12 protein-coding genes and 4 pseudogenes are annotated in these 15,174 nt (G+C 58.9%); 5 read left to right on the forward strand and 11 right to left on the reverse strand.

Annotated elements, in window-relative coordinates; all coding sequences use genetic code 11:
* Positions 1-393: 393 nt before the first annotated feature.
* A pseudogene (locus P0086_RS01800) lies at positions 394-507 on the reverse strand (cold-shock protein); the annotation flags it as partial.
* A gap of 2 nt (positions 508-509) precedes the next feature.
* Here P0086_RS01800 and P0086_RS01805 point away from each other — a divergent pair.
* A pseudogene (locus tag P0086_RS01805) lies at positions 510-596 on the forward strand (damage-inducible mutagenesis protein); the annotation flags it as partial.
* 58 nt (positions 597-654) lie between these two features.
* On the opposite strand, the gene P0086_RS01810 reads toward P0086_RS01805, so the two are convergent.
* The 9 genes from P0086_RS01810 to P0086_RS01850 form a co-directional block, all read right to left on the reverse strand.
* Positions 655-1,077: an organic hydroperoxide resistance protein gene (locus tag P0086_RS01810; RefSeq protein WP_275782197.1), complete on the reverse strand. Its 423-nt coding sequence runs from the start codon at positions 1,075-1,077 to the stop codon at positions 655-657.
* A 63-nt stretch (positions 1,078-1,140) separates the two neighbouring features.
* The gene (locus P0086_RS01815; RefSeq protein ID WP_275782198.1) at positions 1,141-1,791 is read right to left on the reverse strand and encodes an isochorismatase family cysteine hydrolase; all 651 of its coding nucleotides are present in this window, start codon (positions 1,789-1,791) and stop codon (positions 1,141-1,143) included.
* 17 nt (positions 1,792-1,808) lie between these two features.
* The gene (locus P0086_RS01820) at positions 1,809-2,360 is read right to left on the reverse strand and encodes a hypothetical protein (RefSeq protein ID WP_275782199.1); all 552 of its coding nucleotides are present in this window, start codon (positions 2,358-2,360) and stop codon (positions 1,809-1,811) included.
* 52 nt (positions 2,361-2,412) lie between these two features.
* On the reverse strand, positions 2,413-3,711 hold the full coding sequence (locus tag P0086_RS01825) for an epoxide hydrolase family protein (protein ID WP_275782200.1): 1,299 nt from the start codon (positions 3,709-3,711) through the stop codon (positions 2,413-2,415).
* 262 nt (positions 3,712-3,973) lie between these two features.
* Complete coding sequence (locus tag P0086_RS01830; RefSeq protein ID WP_275782201.1) at positions 3,974-4,339, reverse strand: response regulator; 366 nt, start codon at positions 4,337-4,339, stop codon at positions 3,974-3,976.
* On the reverse strand, positions 4,336-6,990 hold the full coding sequence (locus tag P0086_RS01835; RefSeq protein WP_275782202.1) for a PAS domain-containing protein: 2,655 nt from the start codon (positions 6,988-6,990) through the stop codon (positions 4,336-4,338). Before P0086_RS01835 ends, P0086_RS01830 begins: the two co-directional genes overlap by 4 nt.
* 111 nt (positions 6,991-7,101) lie before the next feature.
* On the reverse strand, positions 7,102-7,473 hold the full coding sequence (locus tag P0086_RS01840; RefSeq protein WP_275782203.1) for a response regulator: 372 nt from the start codon (positions 7,471-7,473) through the stop codon (positions 7,102-7,104).
* The gene (locus P0086_RS01845) at positions 7,470-9,857 is read right to left on the reverse strand and encodes a PAS domain-containing protein (protein WP_275782204.1); all 2,388 of its coding nucleotides are present in this window, start codon (positions 9,855-9,857) and stop codon (positions 7,470-7,472) included. The genes P0086_RS01840 and P0086_RS01845 overlap by 4 nt, the downstream gene beginning before the upstream one ends.
* 1 nt (position 9,858) lies before the next feature.
* Complete coding sequence (locus P0086_RS01850; RefSeq protein ID WP_275782205.1) at positions 9,859-10,563, reverse strand: MEDS domain-containing protein; 705 nt, start codon at positions 10,561-10,563, stop codon at positions 9,859-9,861.
* A gap of 169 nt (positions 10,564-10,732) precedes the next feature.
* Between P0086_RS01850 and P0086_RS01855 the strand changes: the two genes are divergently transcribed.
* Complete coding sequence (locus tag P0086_RS01855) at positions 10,733-11,665, forward strand: LysR family transcriptional regulator (protein WP_275782206.1); 933 nt, start codon at positions 10,733-10,735, stop codon at positions 11,663-11,665.
* Positions 11,666-11,805: 140 nt separating this feature from the next.
* Positions 11,806-11,979, forward strand: a pseudogene (locus P0086_RS01860) (3-oxoacyl-ACP reductase); the annotation flags it as partial.
* Positions 11,980-12,108: 129 nt separating this feature from the next.
* Here P0086_RS01860 and P0086_RS01865 read toward each other — a convergent pair.
* Positions 12,109-12,761 (reverse strand): annotated as a pseudogene (locus P0086_RS01865) (VOC family protein).
* A gap of 208 nt (positions 12,762-12,969) precedes the next feature.
* Here P0086_RS01865 and P0086_RS01870 point away from each other — a divergent pair.
* Together P0086_RS01870 and P0086_RS01875 are read left to right on the forward strand one after the other, a co-directional pair.
* The gene (locus P0086_RS01870) at positions 12,970-14,262 is read left to right on the forward strand and encodes an epoxide hydrolase (RefSeq protein ID WP_275782207.1); all 1,293 of its coding nucleotides are present in this window, start codon (positions 12,970-12,972) and stop codon (positions 14,260-14,262) included.
* Between the two features lie 94 nt (positions 14,263-14,356).
* Entirely contained in the window at positions 14,357-15,166 is an 810-nt protein-coding gene (locus P0086_RS01875; protein WP_275782208.1) for an SDR family oxidoreductase, read from the forward strand.
* The last annotated feature ends 8 nt before the right edge of the window (positions 15,167-15,174 follow it).

Genomic DNA, 15,174 nt, shown 5'->3' on the forward strand with positions numbered 1-15,174 from the left:
CCGCAGTCCTGCCCAACCCACGCCCGACAGCGATCAGCGCCGCACGCTCAGGTTTAGCCCGCAGCATTCGACCGCGATACAGTGCTAATGAGAACGGTCCTCCAAATCGTCAGATCGATATAAACGGACGACCTGATCGTCTTGAGCGCGTCGATTTTATGACGCGACGGTTGGCACGTGAGTAGACGCTTTCGCTAATCGTGCGTCGGAAAGCCGTCGGTCCGCTTCTGGCCCCAAATCGGTGGTTCCTCCTCGGCTGGGGGTGAGCTAGAGGCGCATTCGAAATGAAGGACTCCTGTTTGCAACAGGGTCGCCGGTTCGATTCCCCTCAAGACCGAAGAGGCAGTTTATCAGCCCTGATCTCATCGCTTCGACGAGATCAGGGGTTTGATCTCAGAGGACTTTTACGTTCTCAGCCTTGGACTTGCCGGTCTTCCGATCTTGGCCCACGTCGTAGCTGACCTTCTGTCCATCGGTCAGGGAGGCGCCGAAGCCAACAGCCGAGATCCGAAAGGGTCGTCTTCGTCGAGGGTGACAAGGAGGAGGACATACTGGAGTGCCTCTCCTACCGTGGCCTTGGCGCTCTCGCCGGCGAGCAGGTGGTCTTCATTGCTGAGTCCCTCGCGACTGCGGACTGACGGAAGAAGGCTCAGATCAGACAAGCGTGATCGCGACGTCGATGTTCCCCCGTGTCGCTTTCGAATATGGGCAAATCTGGTGGGCTTCCTCGACAAGCGCATGGGCGACTTGGCGGTCCACCCCCGGAATTCCGACTGCAAGTCGGGCCGTCAAGGAGTATCCGCTCGTCGGGGACAGATTGAGATCGACTTCCGCGTCGATCGTCACATCGCCCGAGAGCTTAATTCGCTTCTGCTGCACAAGGATACCTATCGCGCTCTCGAAGCAGGCAGACCAACCTGCGGCAAAGAGCTGCTCGGGGTTCGTGCCTTCCTTGGTGGTACCGGGGAGTCCGAACTTCACGTCGAGCTGCCCGTCCGAGCTGCGCCCGACGCCGTGCTCGCGCCCACCGCTGACGTGTGTTTTCGCCGTGTAGATAACTTTCCACTGCTGATCCATAAGACTCTCCTTCATCTGTTGTTGGAGCTGTCCGGCCGTTCCTGCGACCAGGCGTCTCGTAACCTATTCCGCTGCGACAGCCGTGCTTCGTGCCGACGCTATCGCTTCGAGAATTTCCTCAGTCGACACGATTGCACTGGCGTAGCTCGGCATGTTGATCTCCAGCGCGGCGTGCATCATCTCATCCGAGTAATCCGCGACCGCGTCCTTCACGACGGTGACATCGTAGCCGAGTTCGGCAGCGTACCTGACTGTCGCCTCGATGCAGGTGTGGGCGATAAGACCGATGACAATCAGTCGATGGACGCCCTGCCTCTTGAGCTGATTGTCGAGATCGGTGTTGGCAAAGCCGCTCGAGCACCAGTGTTCCTGTGCGACTGTTTCGCCGGCGGCGGGTACGAACTCCGCCCGGAACTCGCCGCCCCATGTGCCGTACTCGAAGCTCCTGCGCTTCCATGCCATCTTCTGGATGGGGGCGATGTACTTCCAGTTTTCGTAGTCGCCTTCGCGAAGGCGGTGATGCATGGCGAAGAAGACGCGGAACTTGGCGGCGCGTGCCGCCTGCAGGATCTGCTCCATGTGCGGGACGCAGTTGTTTGCTTCCGCGACAGCCTGAATCCTAGGCCAAATTTTCCCGCCCTCGGAGATGAAGTCGTTGTACGGGTCGACCACCAGGAGACCGGTAATTGAAGGATCGTAGGACAGATGCGTCATGTCAGGTCTCCTGATTTTCAGGCAGCTATTGACGACTGCTGGTTACGAAGCGCAAAGCGCTCGATGCTCGCCGCAAAGAGGGGCGTTTCGCCCTTGTTGTGGGCGATCGACATTGGCTGGCGCTGCGTGCGGAACACTTCGAACGGGATCCCCTGGCGATCCAGGCCTGCCATCATCTCGTCGGTGGCGAAGGATTGGACGCGGTTGGTGAACTCGCAGCGGTCCTTGTCGAGCGCCTTGACACTGAGTTCCCATGTCACATGGATGACGACCCGTCCGGTCGGTGTGAACACGTCGGAGTCGGAGTCGAGGATCAGATGGGTCTTCTCGCCGAGTGTTTCGAGATAATGCTGGACCATCAGGCTGCCGCCGATCGTTTCGACGTTGATCGACATGCGGGTTCCGTCGGGAGCGGTGGTGAAGCCGGCGGCGATATGGGCAGGCGAGCAGCCCTGGTATTCCTTCTCCGGCAGCGAGAAGCACCATGCCGGGATATCGATCTTTTCGATCGGCGCGTTGATGATTGCGGTGAAGCTGGAGTCTACGATCTGGTTGTCACGCATTGTCATCTCCTTGATAGGGGTGGGGCAGGGGTGGCGCAGGCTTTCCGCGCCGCGTTGCTCAGATCTGATCGCGAAGCGATTTGAATGAAGCGCGAAGCTCGGTGGTGAAAAGCTCGGGCTGCTCCCAGGCTGCGAAGTGGCCGCCCTTCGGCAACCGGTTGTAATGAATGAGGTTGGGATAGGCCTTCTCCGCCCAGCTCTGCGGTGCCTGGTAGATCTCATCGGGGAATGCACTGACCGCGACCGGGATCTTGATTCCGCGCGGATCGAAGAAGCCGCCGCTCGGGTGATGTGCGTTGTCCCAATAGAGCCGTGCCGACGAGATCGCGGTATTTGTCAGCCAGTAGAGCGTGACATTGTCGAGCACGTCATCGGGCGTCAAGCCCTCCTTCTCACCGTCGATCGACCGCTCGATCATCCGGTAGCTGCGGATGTCGTGGTCGAGCATCCAGGAGGCGAGGCCGACAGGCGAATCGACGATGCCATAGAGCGTCTGCGGGCGGTTGTTCATCTCGATCGCATAGCCGAGGCCGTTCTTGTAGAAATCGTCGAGCTGCTCGTAAGCACGCTTTTCATCGGCCGAGAGATCGGATGGAGCCGGGGCGCCTGCCGACAGCAGCTTGGCGATATCGGCGGGCACCGTGGCGGCCATGTTGGTGTGGATCCCGATGAGCCCGGCAGGCTCCTGCACCGCCATCAATTCGGTCACCGCATTGCCCCAGTCGCCGCCCTGGGCCACGTACTTCGTGTAGCCGAGGCGCTGCATCAGCACGGCCCAGGCCTTGGCGATGCGCGGCGGGTTCCAGCCCGTTTGCTTCGGCTTGGCCGAGAAGCCATAACCCGGCAGCGAGGGAATGACGACGTGGAAGGCTTCGGCCTCAGTGCCCCCAAAGGCGGTTGGATCGGTCAGCGGCTTGATAATCTTCAACTGCTCGATCACAGAACCGGGCCAGCCATGGGTGATGATGATCGGCAGCGCGTTTTCGTGCTTCGACTTCACATGGATAAAGTGAATGTCGAGACCGTCGATCTCCGTTGTGAACTGCGGAAACGCATTGAGGCGAGCTTCGACCTTGCGCCAGTCGTGGCCTTTCCAATGCTTGGCAAGCTTCTTCATCGTTCCGAGCCGGACGCCCTGGCTATCGTCCGCAACGTTTTCCTCGTCCGGCCAACGGGTGGACGCGACACGGCGGTGGAGATCACCGAGCTGCTCGTCAGTTGCCACAAACTTGAACGGCTTGATCCCGGGAACTGCGTTGGTGGCAGCAAATGCGTGTGGGATCATCCCCATCGCGCTCGCTGTCGCGGCGGTTGCGAGCAGGGTTCGACGCTTGACTGTCGGCTGTATCTTGGACATGGCATTCTCCTAGGTGTTGCTTTTCCGAGCAGGAGAGTCACATCGATGCGGCCGCGCCACCATTGCACGAAAGTATCGATGACACCTTGGTATCGGTCTTGGGGGAGGGGCCTTCGGCGCCGTCACGCGAAGACTGACGGCGTCTCTCCCGCAGCTAAATATGCTGGCACGGAAAAGCGGATGGCTGCGCCTGGCCTTTGTGTCGACGGTGAAGACTATGCTCGCGCTGTCTGACCTCTCCTATCTCCGGAGGGACCAGCGATTAGAGTATGGCGCGAATTGCTTCCTCGAGTTCATCGTCACCAAACGGCTTGAAGAGGCATTCGAGCGCTCCGTCATTCATCAGGCGCGTACGCAAGACCTCATCTTTGAGAGCCGTAATGAAGATCGTCGGGACCGGTTGGCCTCTCCTCGATAGTTCTTTGTAGAGCTCCGGTCCGGTCATGCCGGGCATGGCGATGTCGAGTATCATGCCATCGCTTCTTGCGAACGCACCCGCGTTTAAGAATTCCTCCGCAGAACTGAAGGCATCCACACTGAAACCGAACGAGCGCAGGAGATCCGGCAGCGACTCGCGGACCGACACATCGTCATCGACCACTGAGATATGTCTCGGCTTTGTCGTCATTCCGCCCTTCCTGGAATCGCCTCTGTTGTGGGTAGTGGCCCGTCAGGGTGAGATTCTCCGGCCGGTCCGCACCAGTGGTGCGCGGGAACAGAAAAGCCGACTGTGGCTCCATGCAGCGCATTGCTCTCCGCCCAGAGGCGCCCGTTATGATTTTCGATTATCGAGCGGCTCACAGACAACCCGATGCCCATGCCATCAGGCTTCGTCGTGTAGAACGCGTCAAATATTCGCTCTGTACCATCTGCGCCGAAACCGACGCCGGTGTCTTCGACGAGAAGTTGGACTTCTGCACCGCTCGCTTCAGTCTTAAGAACAATACGACCTGGACGGTCCTTGACCGTCGAAGTCGCTTCAATGGCGTTTCGAAGCAGGTTCATGATAACCTGCTGCAGTTGCACGCGGGCGCCGGCAACGCGGGGAAGACCGACGCCGAAATCGGAGATGACAGAGACGCGCGCTCTCTGGATGTCGCTGTAAGCAAGGGCGATCACTTCGCTGGCGACCTCGTTGAAGTCGATCGGCTCGATCGCAGGTGGCATTCGACTGAAGAGTGCTCGCAGCCGGACTATGACATCTGCTGCGCGGTTCGCATCGCGGATCATACGTCGCGCGGTGTCCCTGGCGATGTCCAGGTTTGGAGGTTCGGCCGCAAGGACACGAAGACAGGTGCTCGCATTGGTTACAATTCCCGCCAACGGCTGATTCACCTCGTGCGCGATGGATGCAGTCAGGACACCAAGGCTTGTCACGCGGGTCACGTACGCCAGCTCCGAGCGAACTTTGTTGAGAGCCTCTTCAGCCATGCGGACCTCGGTGAAGTCCTGTACGACCCCGGTGAGCTCTTGCTCGCCGTCCTTGTTTTTTTCGCTGTGCGCCAAGACGCGGACATATTTGACCGACTGATCAGGCATGATGAGCTTGACGTCATAGCCAAAATCCCCGTTCCCATCCCGCGCTCTTTCGATCACGTTGTGCACCTTGAGGACGCTGTCCGGATCAAGTCGAGATAGCACAGTCTGCAGTGTCACGGGACCGTTTGGGTCGACGTCGAATATTCGGTATGTTTCTGCAGACCAGACTATCTCGCTGCTACCCAAATGCAGTGAGAAGCTACCGGTCTTGCTCAGCCGCTGCGCGTCAGCCAGGAAGGCCTCGCTTCTTCGAAGCTGTTCCTCAGCGCGCTTCCGATCGTCGATGTCTGTCAACAGCCCGTACCATCGAACAATCCGTCCCTCCGCGTCTCGAAGAGGCAAGCCCCTGAGCTGAAACCAACGCCAGACCCCATCGTGCCTGAGAAAGCGCGTCTCGTAGTCATAAGGCTCCCCGGTAGCGATAGCGCCCATAAAGCTGTCGATGCATACCTGCAGGTCGTCAGGATGGGTGATCCCGTTCGTCGCCCAATTATCGAGTTCGGCGATGGGACGCTGAAAATAATCGATGATCTGCTGGTTCCCGCCGATCAATTTCGCGTCCGGGGAGAAGATCGCAATCATTCCCGCGATGCCATCTACTATAAAGCGGGATTCGCGCTCGCGGTCCGCAAGTGCTTCCTCGGCTCGTTTTCGGTCGTCTATGTCAACGTGAAGGGCGTACCAACGCACGATTTGACCATCGTCGTCCAATAGCGGTGAGCCTGTTACCTGGAACCAGCGATGAGCACCATCAGCTCCTCGGAGCCGAACCTCGAGGTCATAGGGTTCGCCTATTTTAACAGCACGATCGACTGCATCGATCATTCTCTGCATGTCATCGGGATGTACGACATCGGTGTCACCCCAATCGCGGAGTTCCTCCAGCGTCCGCCCATAGTACCGCAACAGCGGTCCGTTGATCGCCTCTACTTCGCCATTGATTCCAATAACGCCGATCCCAGCAGGAATGCTTTCGAGGACTGTACGTGCTTCACGCTCGCGCGCCGCCAATTCGAGTTCGGCGCGCTTGCGATCGTCCACGTCTACCAGCAAGTGAAACCATCGGAGTATCGTACCATCGACATCTCTCAGGGGTAGCCCGAGGACGTTGTGCCACCGATAGATGCCGTCCCAGCGCAGATGGCGGCTCTCGACGTTGTAGAAGGTGCCTGTCCGGTGTGCTTCAACCTGATCCTCGATCGTCCGCTTGAGGTCGTCGGGATGAACCACTTCAGTGGCTTTCCAGCTCTTCAGCTCTTCCAGACTCATGCCAAAGTATTCAAGAGCGGGATTGTTGAGCGCCTCAACGTCTCCTGTCGGCGTAGTTACGGCTACCGGGACCGGAATGCTATCGACGATGCGCTGAAAGTCGTTGTCGTCGCGATTGCGGCTGCCCGCGCCATGTTCAGTAGCAATGCCATACCACCTACGGATGTCACCCGGACCGTCCAAACGATTGCAACGGATGAGGAGCGATCGGCCAGCGCCGTCGGACCGTCTGACGGGAACCTCCATCTCGAAAGGTTCGTGCTGAGACAGCATTGATCGGTATCTGTCGAAGAATGTCGAGGCACTCGACTGTCCAGGATCTATAGGCCAGTCCCAGCCCTCAGTTCCAGAAAGGGGGATGCCGGTGTACTCCGCCAGGGCCTTGTTCACAAAGTCGATCGCCCCGCCGGGAAGGATGCTAAACACCATACCCGGCAAAATGTCGAGAACTCGAACGAGCCCCGCTTCCATAACTTTCCTTTCGAGCTCGGCTTGCCCCGGTAGGGTATGGTTTCGGCAACGTGCCGTATATTATCCTAAGGTGTTGGATAGTTAGCGCAGGCTGCTTCCTCCCCGGGGATTTCAGCGCAGTGCCCGATCTAACGCTTCCTGGAGGGCGACGTCGCTGAAGGGCTTGAACAGGCAGTCTATCGCGCCGCTCTGAAGAAGCGGAGCTTTCTCGTTCTCGTCCTTGTGCGCCGTGATGAAAATGATCGGAATCTCTTCGCCTCTACGGGCCAGTTCCTCCTGAAGCTCAGGGCCCGACATTCCTGACATTGCGACGTCCAATACGAGGCAGTCGGTCTTTTTCACCCATTCAGAATCGAGAAACTCGGCGGCCGACGAGAACGCGCGCACGTCGAAGCCGAATATCCGGATCAGATCGGGGAGTGCTTCTCGCACCGACTCGTCATCATCGACGACTGAAACGAGTGGCCCTTGCATCGTGGTCATGGATTTGATTCCGAAGGCGGCCCCCCACCAGTGGCCTCATCGATCGGCAGTGCGAAACCGAAAATCGCGCCCCCGGAAGGATTGGGTTCCGCCCATATTCTTCCCCTATGGGCCTCGATTATCGAGCGGCTCACTGACAGGCCGATTCCCATGCCGTTGCTCTTTGTCGTGTGAAATGCATCGAATAGCCTCTCGGCATCAGCGGCTTCGAGGCCCATCCCATGGTCCTCGACGGTAACTCTAGCTTCGTGATTCACAAAAACCGTACTAATCACGAGTTTCCTCTGCGCGGGCGCAATGTCAGTCATAGCCTCGAGAGCGTTACGAACAAGGTTCATTATCACTTGCTGCAGTTGGACTCGGTCTCCCACGATAAGGTGCGGTCGATCCGAAAGTTCCTCGATCAGCGTGATCCTTTCCCTTTGCAAGTCGTTGGCCAGCAGTCCCAGCACCTCGCGGATAGCGTCATTCAGATCAAGCAGCTCGACCGCCGCCACGCCTCTCCTGAAGAGCCTTCTGAGCCGCATGATCACGTCAGATGCCCGATTGCCGTCACGTATTGTTCTTTTCGCTGCCTCGACTGCCCGTTCGATGTTCGGTGGGCTTGCGGACAACATTCGAAGAGAGGCGCTGGCGTTCATGATTATACCCGACAATGGCTGGTTGACCTCATGTGCAATGGACGCCGCCATCGTGCTGAGGCTCATCACCCTGGCTAGTTGTGCGAGTTCGGTGCGCAGCTTGTCGCGCGCCAATTCGGCCACTCGTTGAGCCGAAACATCCTGGACGGCGCCGATGCATTCCATCGTGCCATCGAGGTGCTTGATTATCCGCCCGACTACCCGGACATGCTTCACCTGCCCATCGACGAACAATCGTATCTCGTAGTCCGGGTTGTCACCCCCCGCCCTGACATCAGCCATTTTCGTTGCGAGAAGCGGCAGATCCTCTTCATGAACCCTTTGGCCAATGCCATCGAAATCAACCACGCGTCCGCTCTCGAAGCCGAAGATCCGGTTCAGTTCCTCTGAGAAGGTGATTTCGTCAGTCTCGACTTGCCACGAGAACGTTCCTGTGCGGCTAATTCTTTGCCCCTCGCTAAGCAGAACTTCGCTCCGTCGCAGATTTTCCTCGGCGGTCTTCCTTTCTGTGATGTCCGCGACGGCGCCGATAAATTCCGGATCTGCCGGATCCGTGCCTATGTTCTGGAGAACAACGTGGACATACTTAATGGCGCCGTCCGGCATGAGCAGCCGATGTTCAAAGTCCACATTCTGGCCGCGGTGCATCGCGTCGGAAATTAGTCCCCGGACTGTCGGCAAATCTTCCGGGTGGCAGCGATCCAGCATCATTTCCGAGGTCGGCGTGATCCCCAACTCGTGGCCCGCCACCCGGTATGTCTCCTCTGACCAGAAGATCTCCTCCGTTGCAGGTCTCCACCACACGCTTCCCGTCACCGTCAGGCGCTGGGCCTGCGTCATCAAGGCCGCGCTCCGGCGCGCTTCCTCCTCAAAACGCTTTCGATCGTCGATATCCGTGTTGGTGCCGTACCATCGAATGACTGTTCCATCTTCGCCATGTACGGGGTTCGCGCGGAACAGGAACCATCGATATTGGCCATCCCATCGCCGAAGCCTCGCCTCGGTTTCTCCAGGCGTGCCGGAAGCGAGGAGTTGCATCCATACGCGTTGGAGCGGTCCGGAGTCTTCGGGATGTAACGCCTCGGTCCAGCCCCAGCCGGTTGCCTGTTCCGCGGTTATCCCGAGATATGTCAGGAAGTGGGCGTTGAAGAAATCCGCCTGACCGTCTGGAAGTGTCGACCAGGCCATGACCGGGATAGCGTCTACGACCTTTTTGAGTTCCCGGGCAGCAACGGCGCGGGCGTCGTCACGGAAGCGGATTGCCTCGGCGATAGCGATCGCAGCCTGGCTGGCTGCAACATGCAGGACAATCCTGTCCTGCTCGCTTGGAAACGAAGACGCGATCGATCCCGCAATGAGAAGACCAATCTTCCCGTCAATACCAAGCTTTTCGCTGATCAGCCTGAAGCGGACTTGGTCCCGGACGAGCTCAGCCCGCTGGGGCCACTCGCCCACGTTCGTCCCGAAAGTCGCTATCAGATCTTCGACGAGGGTCGGGCGACCGCTGACCGCGTTGTTGGTAGACCGCTCCATCAGCATTTCGGGGTGATCCCCATTCCCAGCGACCCTAAGCATCAAGAAATCGACGTCGAGGATCGCCCTCAGTCCTTCGAGCAAGGCGGTGCCGATCTCATCGACGGTCCCGCCCGTCCAGACTGCCGGAAGCGCGGTGATGCTGAGAATATCATTCACGCAGCGCCGGAGTCTTTCATTCTCCGTCGCCGCCGCAACCATGTCTGGCATGTCATTCAGCAGCGGCCGACTGCTCCTCTTTTCCGGAACGCCTTTCGCGCGATTCTGCGAGAAACTGCGCTGGCGGGATATAGAACGGGTTCTCCCTTAGGATGCCGCCGATCACGGCAAGCGGGTGAGTCCGCAAGATGTCAACGATCATGTCGCCGCCGAATTTGGCGAGGTCGTACACGCAGATGACGACATCGTCGTGCTTGCTCCAGAGGTCGTTGACCTGTGATTCGAACTCGATGAGATCTTGAAGATGATCAGGCGCCTCGGCTGCCCAATCCATGTCGCAGACGATGCGACTTAACGGATACTTTCCGTCCCTGTTGCCACTCGCCAGCGCCGTGAAGGCCTCCACCATCCGTTCGCGATCAAATCGTCCACCCTGGAGGTATTCGTCGGCCGTACTGCGGATTTCGAGTTGTCCCGAAAGCTGCGACGCCTCCGTGTCAATTCCTTCGCAGCGCAAACGAGCGATATGCGCGTCGCGCTTGTCCGCGCCGACCAGATGGACGGCTCTATGGTCACACTGAAATCCATCACGGATGAACGGGCCGAGAACTTCGAACACGCCTTCGTCGCCGTTGAAGAAGGCACAAACGTGCCGATGACGGCTGAGCCTCGCGCCCGCAAAGCGGATGGTTTTGGGGTGCGCCTCTGTCACAAGCCGCCGCTCTCTATCGGAAGTGCCAATATTATCTGGCAGCAACCCTGATCCATTTGCTCGCCATTTCACCCTCATTCGTCAAAGCTGCATCATCGGCATGCCGGTGTCTATTGTCTAATGGTATCGGGTGATGAGTGACGGCGCGTGCTGGCTTTGCATCGGCATCTGTTGCAAGCATGAAGAGCGCGAAAAGGTACGCTGGAGCATAACCATGGATCGCATCGACGCGATGAAAGTCTTCGTCACCGCCGTGGAGGAGGGGAGCCTGGCGGCCGCCGCCCGGAAGCTGAAACGCTCGCCAACTGCGATCAGCCGTGCGCTCGGTCTGCTTGAGGAGCATGTGGGTGTCGAACTCCTGCACCGCACCACTAGAAGCCTCAAGCTCAGCGAGGCCGGACATCGTTACGTGGAGGCCTGCCGGAGGATTCTCGTGGATCTGGAGGAAGCCGACATCATCGCCGGCGGCGAGCGCTCGTCGCCCCGTGGAGTATTGACTATCTCGGCGCCGCCCATCCTGGGGGAAGAGGTGCTCCGGCCGGTTATCGACCAGTTCTTGCAGCAGCAGCCGAGCGTGTCTGTCCGATTGCTGATGCTCGACCGCTTCGTAAACCTGGTTGACGAGGGAGTCGATATTGCGCTGCGCATTGGCAACCTGACAGACTCTACGCACATTTCGACACGGATCGGGGGCGAGGTTCGCCGAGTTGTGGTGGCATCGCCCGGATACCTCGAAAATCATCCGCCAATCCATGAACCTGCTGATCTGCAACGGCACGACATTATTGCATTCTCAAACTTTGGGATTGAATCCTGGAGCTTCCGTTCCTCCGGTAGTGGGAATATCCCCAGGACGGTGCATTTCTCCCCGAGGTACGTTGTCAACAGCGTACGTGCTGCCGCAGCGTCCGCTGAGGAAGGAATGGGCGTGACGCGGCTCTATTCATATCATGTGGCTGACCGGGTCCGTGACGGAGCTCTGCGGGCCATTATAACTGAATTCGAGCCACCTGCGCTTCCGGTCCATCTTTTGGCACCACAAGGCAGAACATCAGTTCCAAAGGTGCGTGCATTCGTCGATTTTGCGGTTCCGAAACTAAGATCGACGCTTGCGCGGATAGCTGTTGAAGCTCGAGGACTCCCGTAGATTGTGCCGAAAATCGGTTATCTGTCGCCTTGCTGTCGGCAATTCTCGTGAATCATGATTCCACCTAAATCAAATGCACCGACGCCGAGGGCGGCTGGCAGCCGCCCGCAAGGACCACTGCAACTTGAAGGATTCAAATCATGAGCAATCGGCAGAAGGTCACCATTATCACGGGCGCAGAGCAGGGTGTCGGCGAAAGTCTGGTCAGCGCCTATCGCGAGCACGCCTACCGCGCCGTCACGACCTCGCGTTCGATCAAACAGGGATCTGACGACAGTGTGCATGTCGTGGCCGGCGACATCTCCAGTCCGGAGCGGACCGCCAAAGCCCGAGGCGGCCCAGCGGTTCGGCCGTCTCGGGCTGGGGCGGTCTTCCAAAGGCGGAGTATCGAAAGCTGCTTGCGCAATCCGCGCACGAGCGCACCCGACCCGTGAAGTGAGGTCTCAGGTTAGCGACGTCGATCCGGACTGCTCCGCAACCAGGTATTCCGAGTACCACTCCGGCCAATTCTCGTCGTGGTTTCCGCCCGTCCGCTTCTCATGTTCCCCGTGAGCGGCGGCGGCCCGGCGAAGCGCGTGGGCGATATCCGAGGTCGAGATATAGGAGACTCCCTTTGCATCGATGCGGCCCGGAAGCCCTGCTGTCACCTCTTGAAGAATCCAGCCGTTCCCGTCCGGATCACTGAAAGAGGCGAAAGAGCCATAGCTTGCGCGCGATGGGTGCGGGCCGGGTAGCCGATCTGGAAGACACCGCCCGCATCGTGAAAGACGCCACTCATCTCAGCACCGCAGGAGGCGAGCGCAGCATGGGCCATTTCAATGTCGGACACGATCAGGTGGAATCCCTGAGCCGAGCCAGGCTGCGCGGAGGTGATGTTGGATCCGAATATTACGGAGCAGGGCGATCCCGGCGGCGTGACCTGCACGACCCGGAAGCCGCCCTTGCCGGGCACGTCAGCGTCGAGCCGCCACCCGAGTCCGGTGTAGAACGACGTGGCACGGTCGACGTCCGAAACAGGAATGACCACGACTTCGAGCTTCATGTCCAGGTCGTTCTTGACGGGGGTCTTTGGCGTTGCTCGCTCATCACCGGTCATTCGCGTTCCCTCGTTGGATTCGGCCACCTGTCGTGGCGGGCACAGGATGCGCGTGCGGCTATCGGGTGTCCCTTATTCGATGGTGTCGGATGCCGGCCCGTTCCGACCAATCCAAAGGTATCCCCGATACCATCGTGCAATAGCGTCTGAGCAGCGGCCGGACGAACCCTAGACGCAGTCTGATACTGCCAAATCAACGGAGCACGTCATGTCCAAAACAGTTGAAGCCAACACTTCCCTCGCGCCGACGCGGCGGGAGCTTCTTGCCGCAACAGCAACGACCGCCGCACTCAGCCTGCTGCCGGGGCACGTTCGAGCTGCTGCATCTGAAGACGCGATCCGACCCTTCAAAGCAGCGATACCGCAAGAGGATGTCGATGAGCTTCGTCGTCGTGTTCGCGCGGCCCGGTGGCCCGGAATGGAAACCGTCTCCGATCGTTCTCAGGGGGCCCAGCTCAAGAAATTCAAACCTCTCGTCGAATACTGGGGTACGGATTACGATTGGCGCAAGGGCGAGAAAAAGCTTAATTCGTTTCCACAGTTCATGACCAAAATCGATGGGCTCGACATTCATTTCATCCATGTGAAGTCGAGGCACGAGAACGCGCTGCCGCTCATAATGACGCACGGTTGGCCCGGCTCGGTTCTGGAATTGATCAAGACCATCGCACCGCTGACGGATCCGACCGCTCATGGTGGTACTCCGCAGGACGCATTTCACGTCGTCATGCCGTCGATGCCCGGATACGGCTTTTCGGAAGTTCCTTCAGAGACTGGGTGGGGTCCCGATCGCATCGGACGGGCATGGCACGTTCTGATGACACGGCTCGGCTACGACCGCTACGTGTCGCAGGGCGGTGACTGGGGCGCTGTGATTTCCGATGCGATGGCGCGGCAGGCCCCGACAGGGTTGCTCGGCATTCACACCAACATGCCCGCCACTGTGCCTCCCGAAATTGCCAAGGCACTCACTAATGGCGAATCTGCTCCGGTCGGGCTGTCTGCTGATGAAAAAGTCGCCTACGAACAGATGAATGCGCTCTACACGAAGGGTGCAGGATATGCCCTGATGATGGTGACTCGCCCGCAGACCCTTGGTTATGCCTTGACTGACTCCCCTGTTGGCCTTGCCGCCTGGTATTACGACAAGTTCGCCGACTGGACCTACAGCGGAGGCGATCCCGAGAAGTCTCTTACCCGCGACGAGATGCTGGACGACATCTCTCTCTACTGGTTCACCGGGACCGCTACATCCGGTGCGCGGCTCTACTGGGAGAACAACGCCAACAACTTCAACGCCGTCGATATCTCGATCCCAGCCGCCATCACGGTCTTTCCGGGCGAGATCTATCAGGCGCCGAGGAGTTGGGCCGAGAAGGCGTACCACAACCTCATCTACTACAACAAAGTCGACAAGGGCGGGCACTTCGCGGCTTGGGAAGAGCCGGACCTTTTCAGCTCTGAACTGCGGGCCGCGTTTAAGTCACTCCGCTCGGTCTAGCTACATGACCTGACACGCCTCGGAGCGGGACCCGGACAACCCGGGTCCGTCAGAGGCCAGATCGTTTTATCTCTCAACATTAAGGAGACCCGCAATGTCCACTATCGGTAAAGGGACTGCGCTCATCACTGGTGCTTCGTCTGGCCTTGGAGCGATCTACGCCGACCGCCTTGCCCGCCGCGGCTACGACCTTGTGCTCGTGGCTCGGAACCAAGATGCTCTCGATAGGGTCGCGAAGAACCTCTCGAGCTCGACTGGACGCAAAGTCACGACAGTCCGTGCAGACCTTGAACAGCGCAATGATCTGCTGAAGGTGGAAGGGATCCTTCGAAGCGATCCTACTATAACGATGCTCGTCAACAACGCAGGTGTCGGCGCCGTTGAACCTCTTCTGATGTCGGACGTCGAAGCAATGGAGCGGATGATCAAGGTCAACGTCACGGCTCTGACACGACTCGTGTATGCGGTCGCTCCATCTTTCGTCGCTCGCGACACCGGCACCATCATCAACATGGCCTCCGCACTCGGGATCGCGCCCGAAATTCTCAACGGGGTCTATGGTGCGACCAAGGCATTCGTAATTGCTTTGACTTTCTCGCTGCAAAAGGAGTTTGGCGACAAGAATATCAGAATCCAGGCTGTGCTCCCAGGTGCGGTTGAGACGCCGTTCTGGGACGCCTCGGGCGGATCTCTCGATCGGCTGCCCAGCAACATCGTGATGAAACCCGACGACACGGTTGATGCCGCCCTCGCGGGGCTGGACATGGGTGAACTGATCACACTGCCCTCGGTGCCTGATGCGGACGATTGGAACGCTTACGAGGCCGCCCGCCAGAAGCTGATGCCGAACCTGTCCCGGAGCGTTCCCGCATCGCGCTATCGCATCCCCGCTGTGTCGCACTAGCTGCGGTC

This window comes from Mycoplana sp. MJR14 (genome assembly GCF_029210525.1).
Lineage (GTDB): Bacteria > Pseudomonadota > Alphaproteobacteria > Rhizobiales > Rhizobiaceae > Mycoplana.

Bases quoted from the DNA above. Each gene is read 5' to 3' on its own strand.
- P0086_RS01855 (WP_275782206.1), top strand. From the start codon at position 10,733: ATGGATCGCATCGACGCGATGAAAGTCTTCGTCACCGCCGTGGAGGAG.
- P0086_RS01825 (WP_275782200.1), bottom strand. From the start codon at position 3,711: ATGTCCAAGATACAGCCGACAGTCAAGCGTCGAACCCTGCTCGCAACC.
- P0086_RS01830 (WP_275782201.1), bottom strand. From the start codon at position 4,339: ATGACGACAAAGCCGAGACATATCTCAGTGGTCGATGACGATGTGTCG.
- P0086_RS01815 (WP_275782198.1), bottom strand. From the start codon at position 1,791: ATGACGCATCTGTCCTACGATCCTTCAATTACCGGTCTCCTGGTGGTC.
- P0086_RS01870 (WP_275782207.1), top strand. From the start codon at position 12,970: ATGTCCAAAACAGTTGAAGCCAACACTTCCCTCGCGCCGACGCGGCGG.
- P0086_RS01845 (WP_275782204.1), bottom strand. From the start codon at position 9,857: ATGCCAGACATGGTTGCGGCGGCGACGGAGAATGAAAGACTCCGGCGC.
- P0086_RS01840 (WP_275782203.1), bottom strand. From the start codon at position 7,473: ATGACCACGATGCAAGGGCCACTCGTTTCAGTCGTCGATGATGACGAG.
- P0086_RS01810 (WP_275782197.1), bottom strand. From the start codon at position 1,077: ATGGATCAGCAGTGGAAAGTTATCTACACGGCGAAAACACACGTCAGC.
- P0086_RS01835 (WP_275782202.1), bottom strand. From the start codon at position 6,990: ATGGAAGCGGGGCTCGTTCGAGTTCTCGACATTTTGCCGGGTATGGTG.
- P0086_RS01875 (WP_275782208.1), top strand. From the start codon at position 14,357: ATGTCCACTATCGGTAAAGGGACTGCGCTCATCACTGGTGCTTCGTCT.
- P0086_RS01820 (WP_275782199.1), bottom strand. From the start codon at position 2,360: ATGACAATGCGTGACAACCAGATCGTAGACTCCAGCTTCACCGCAATC.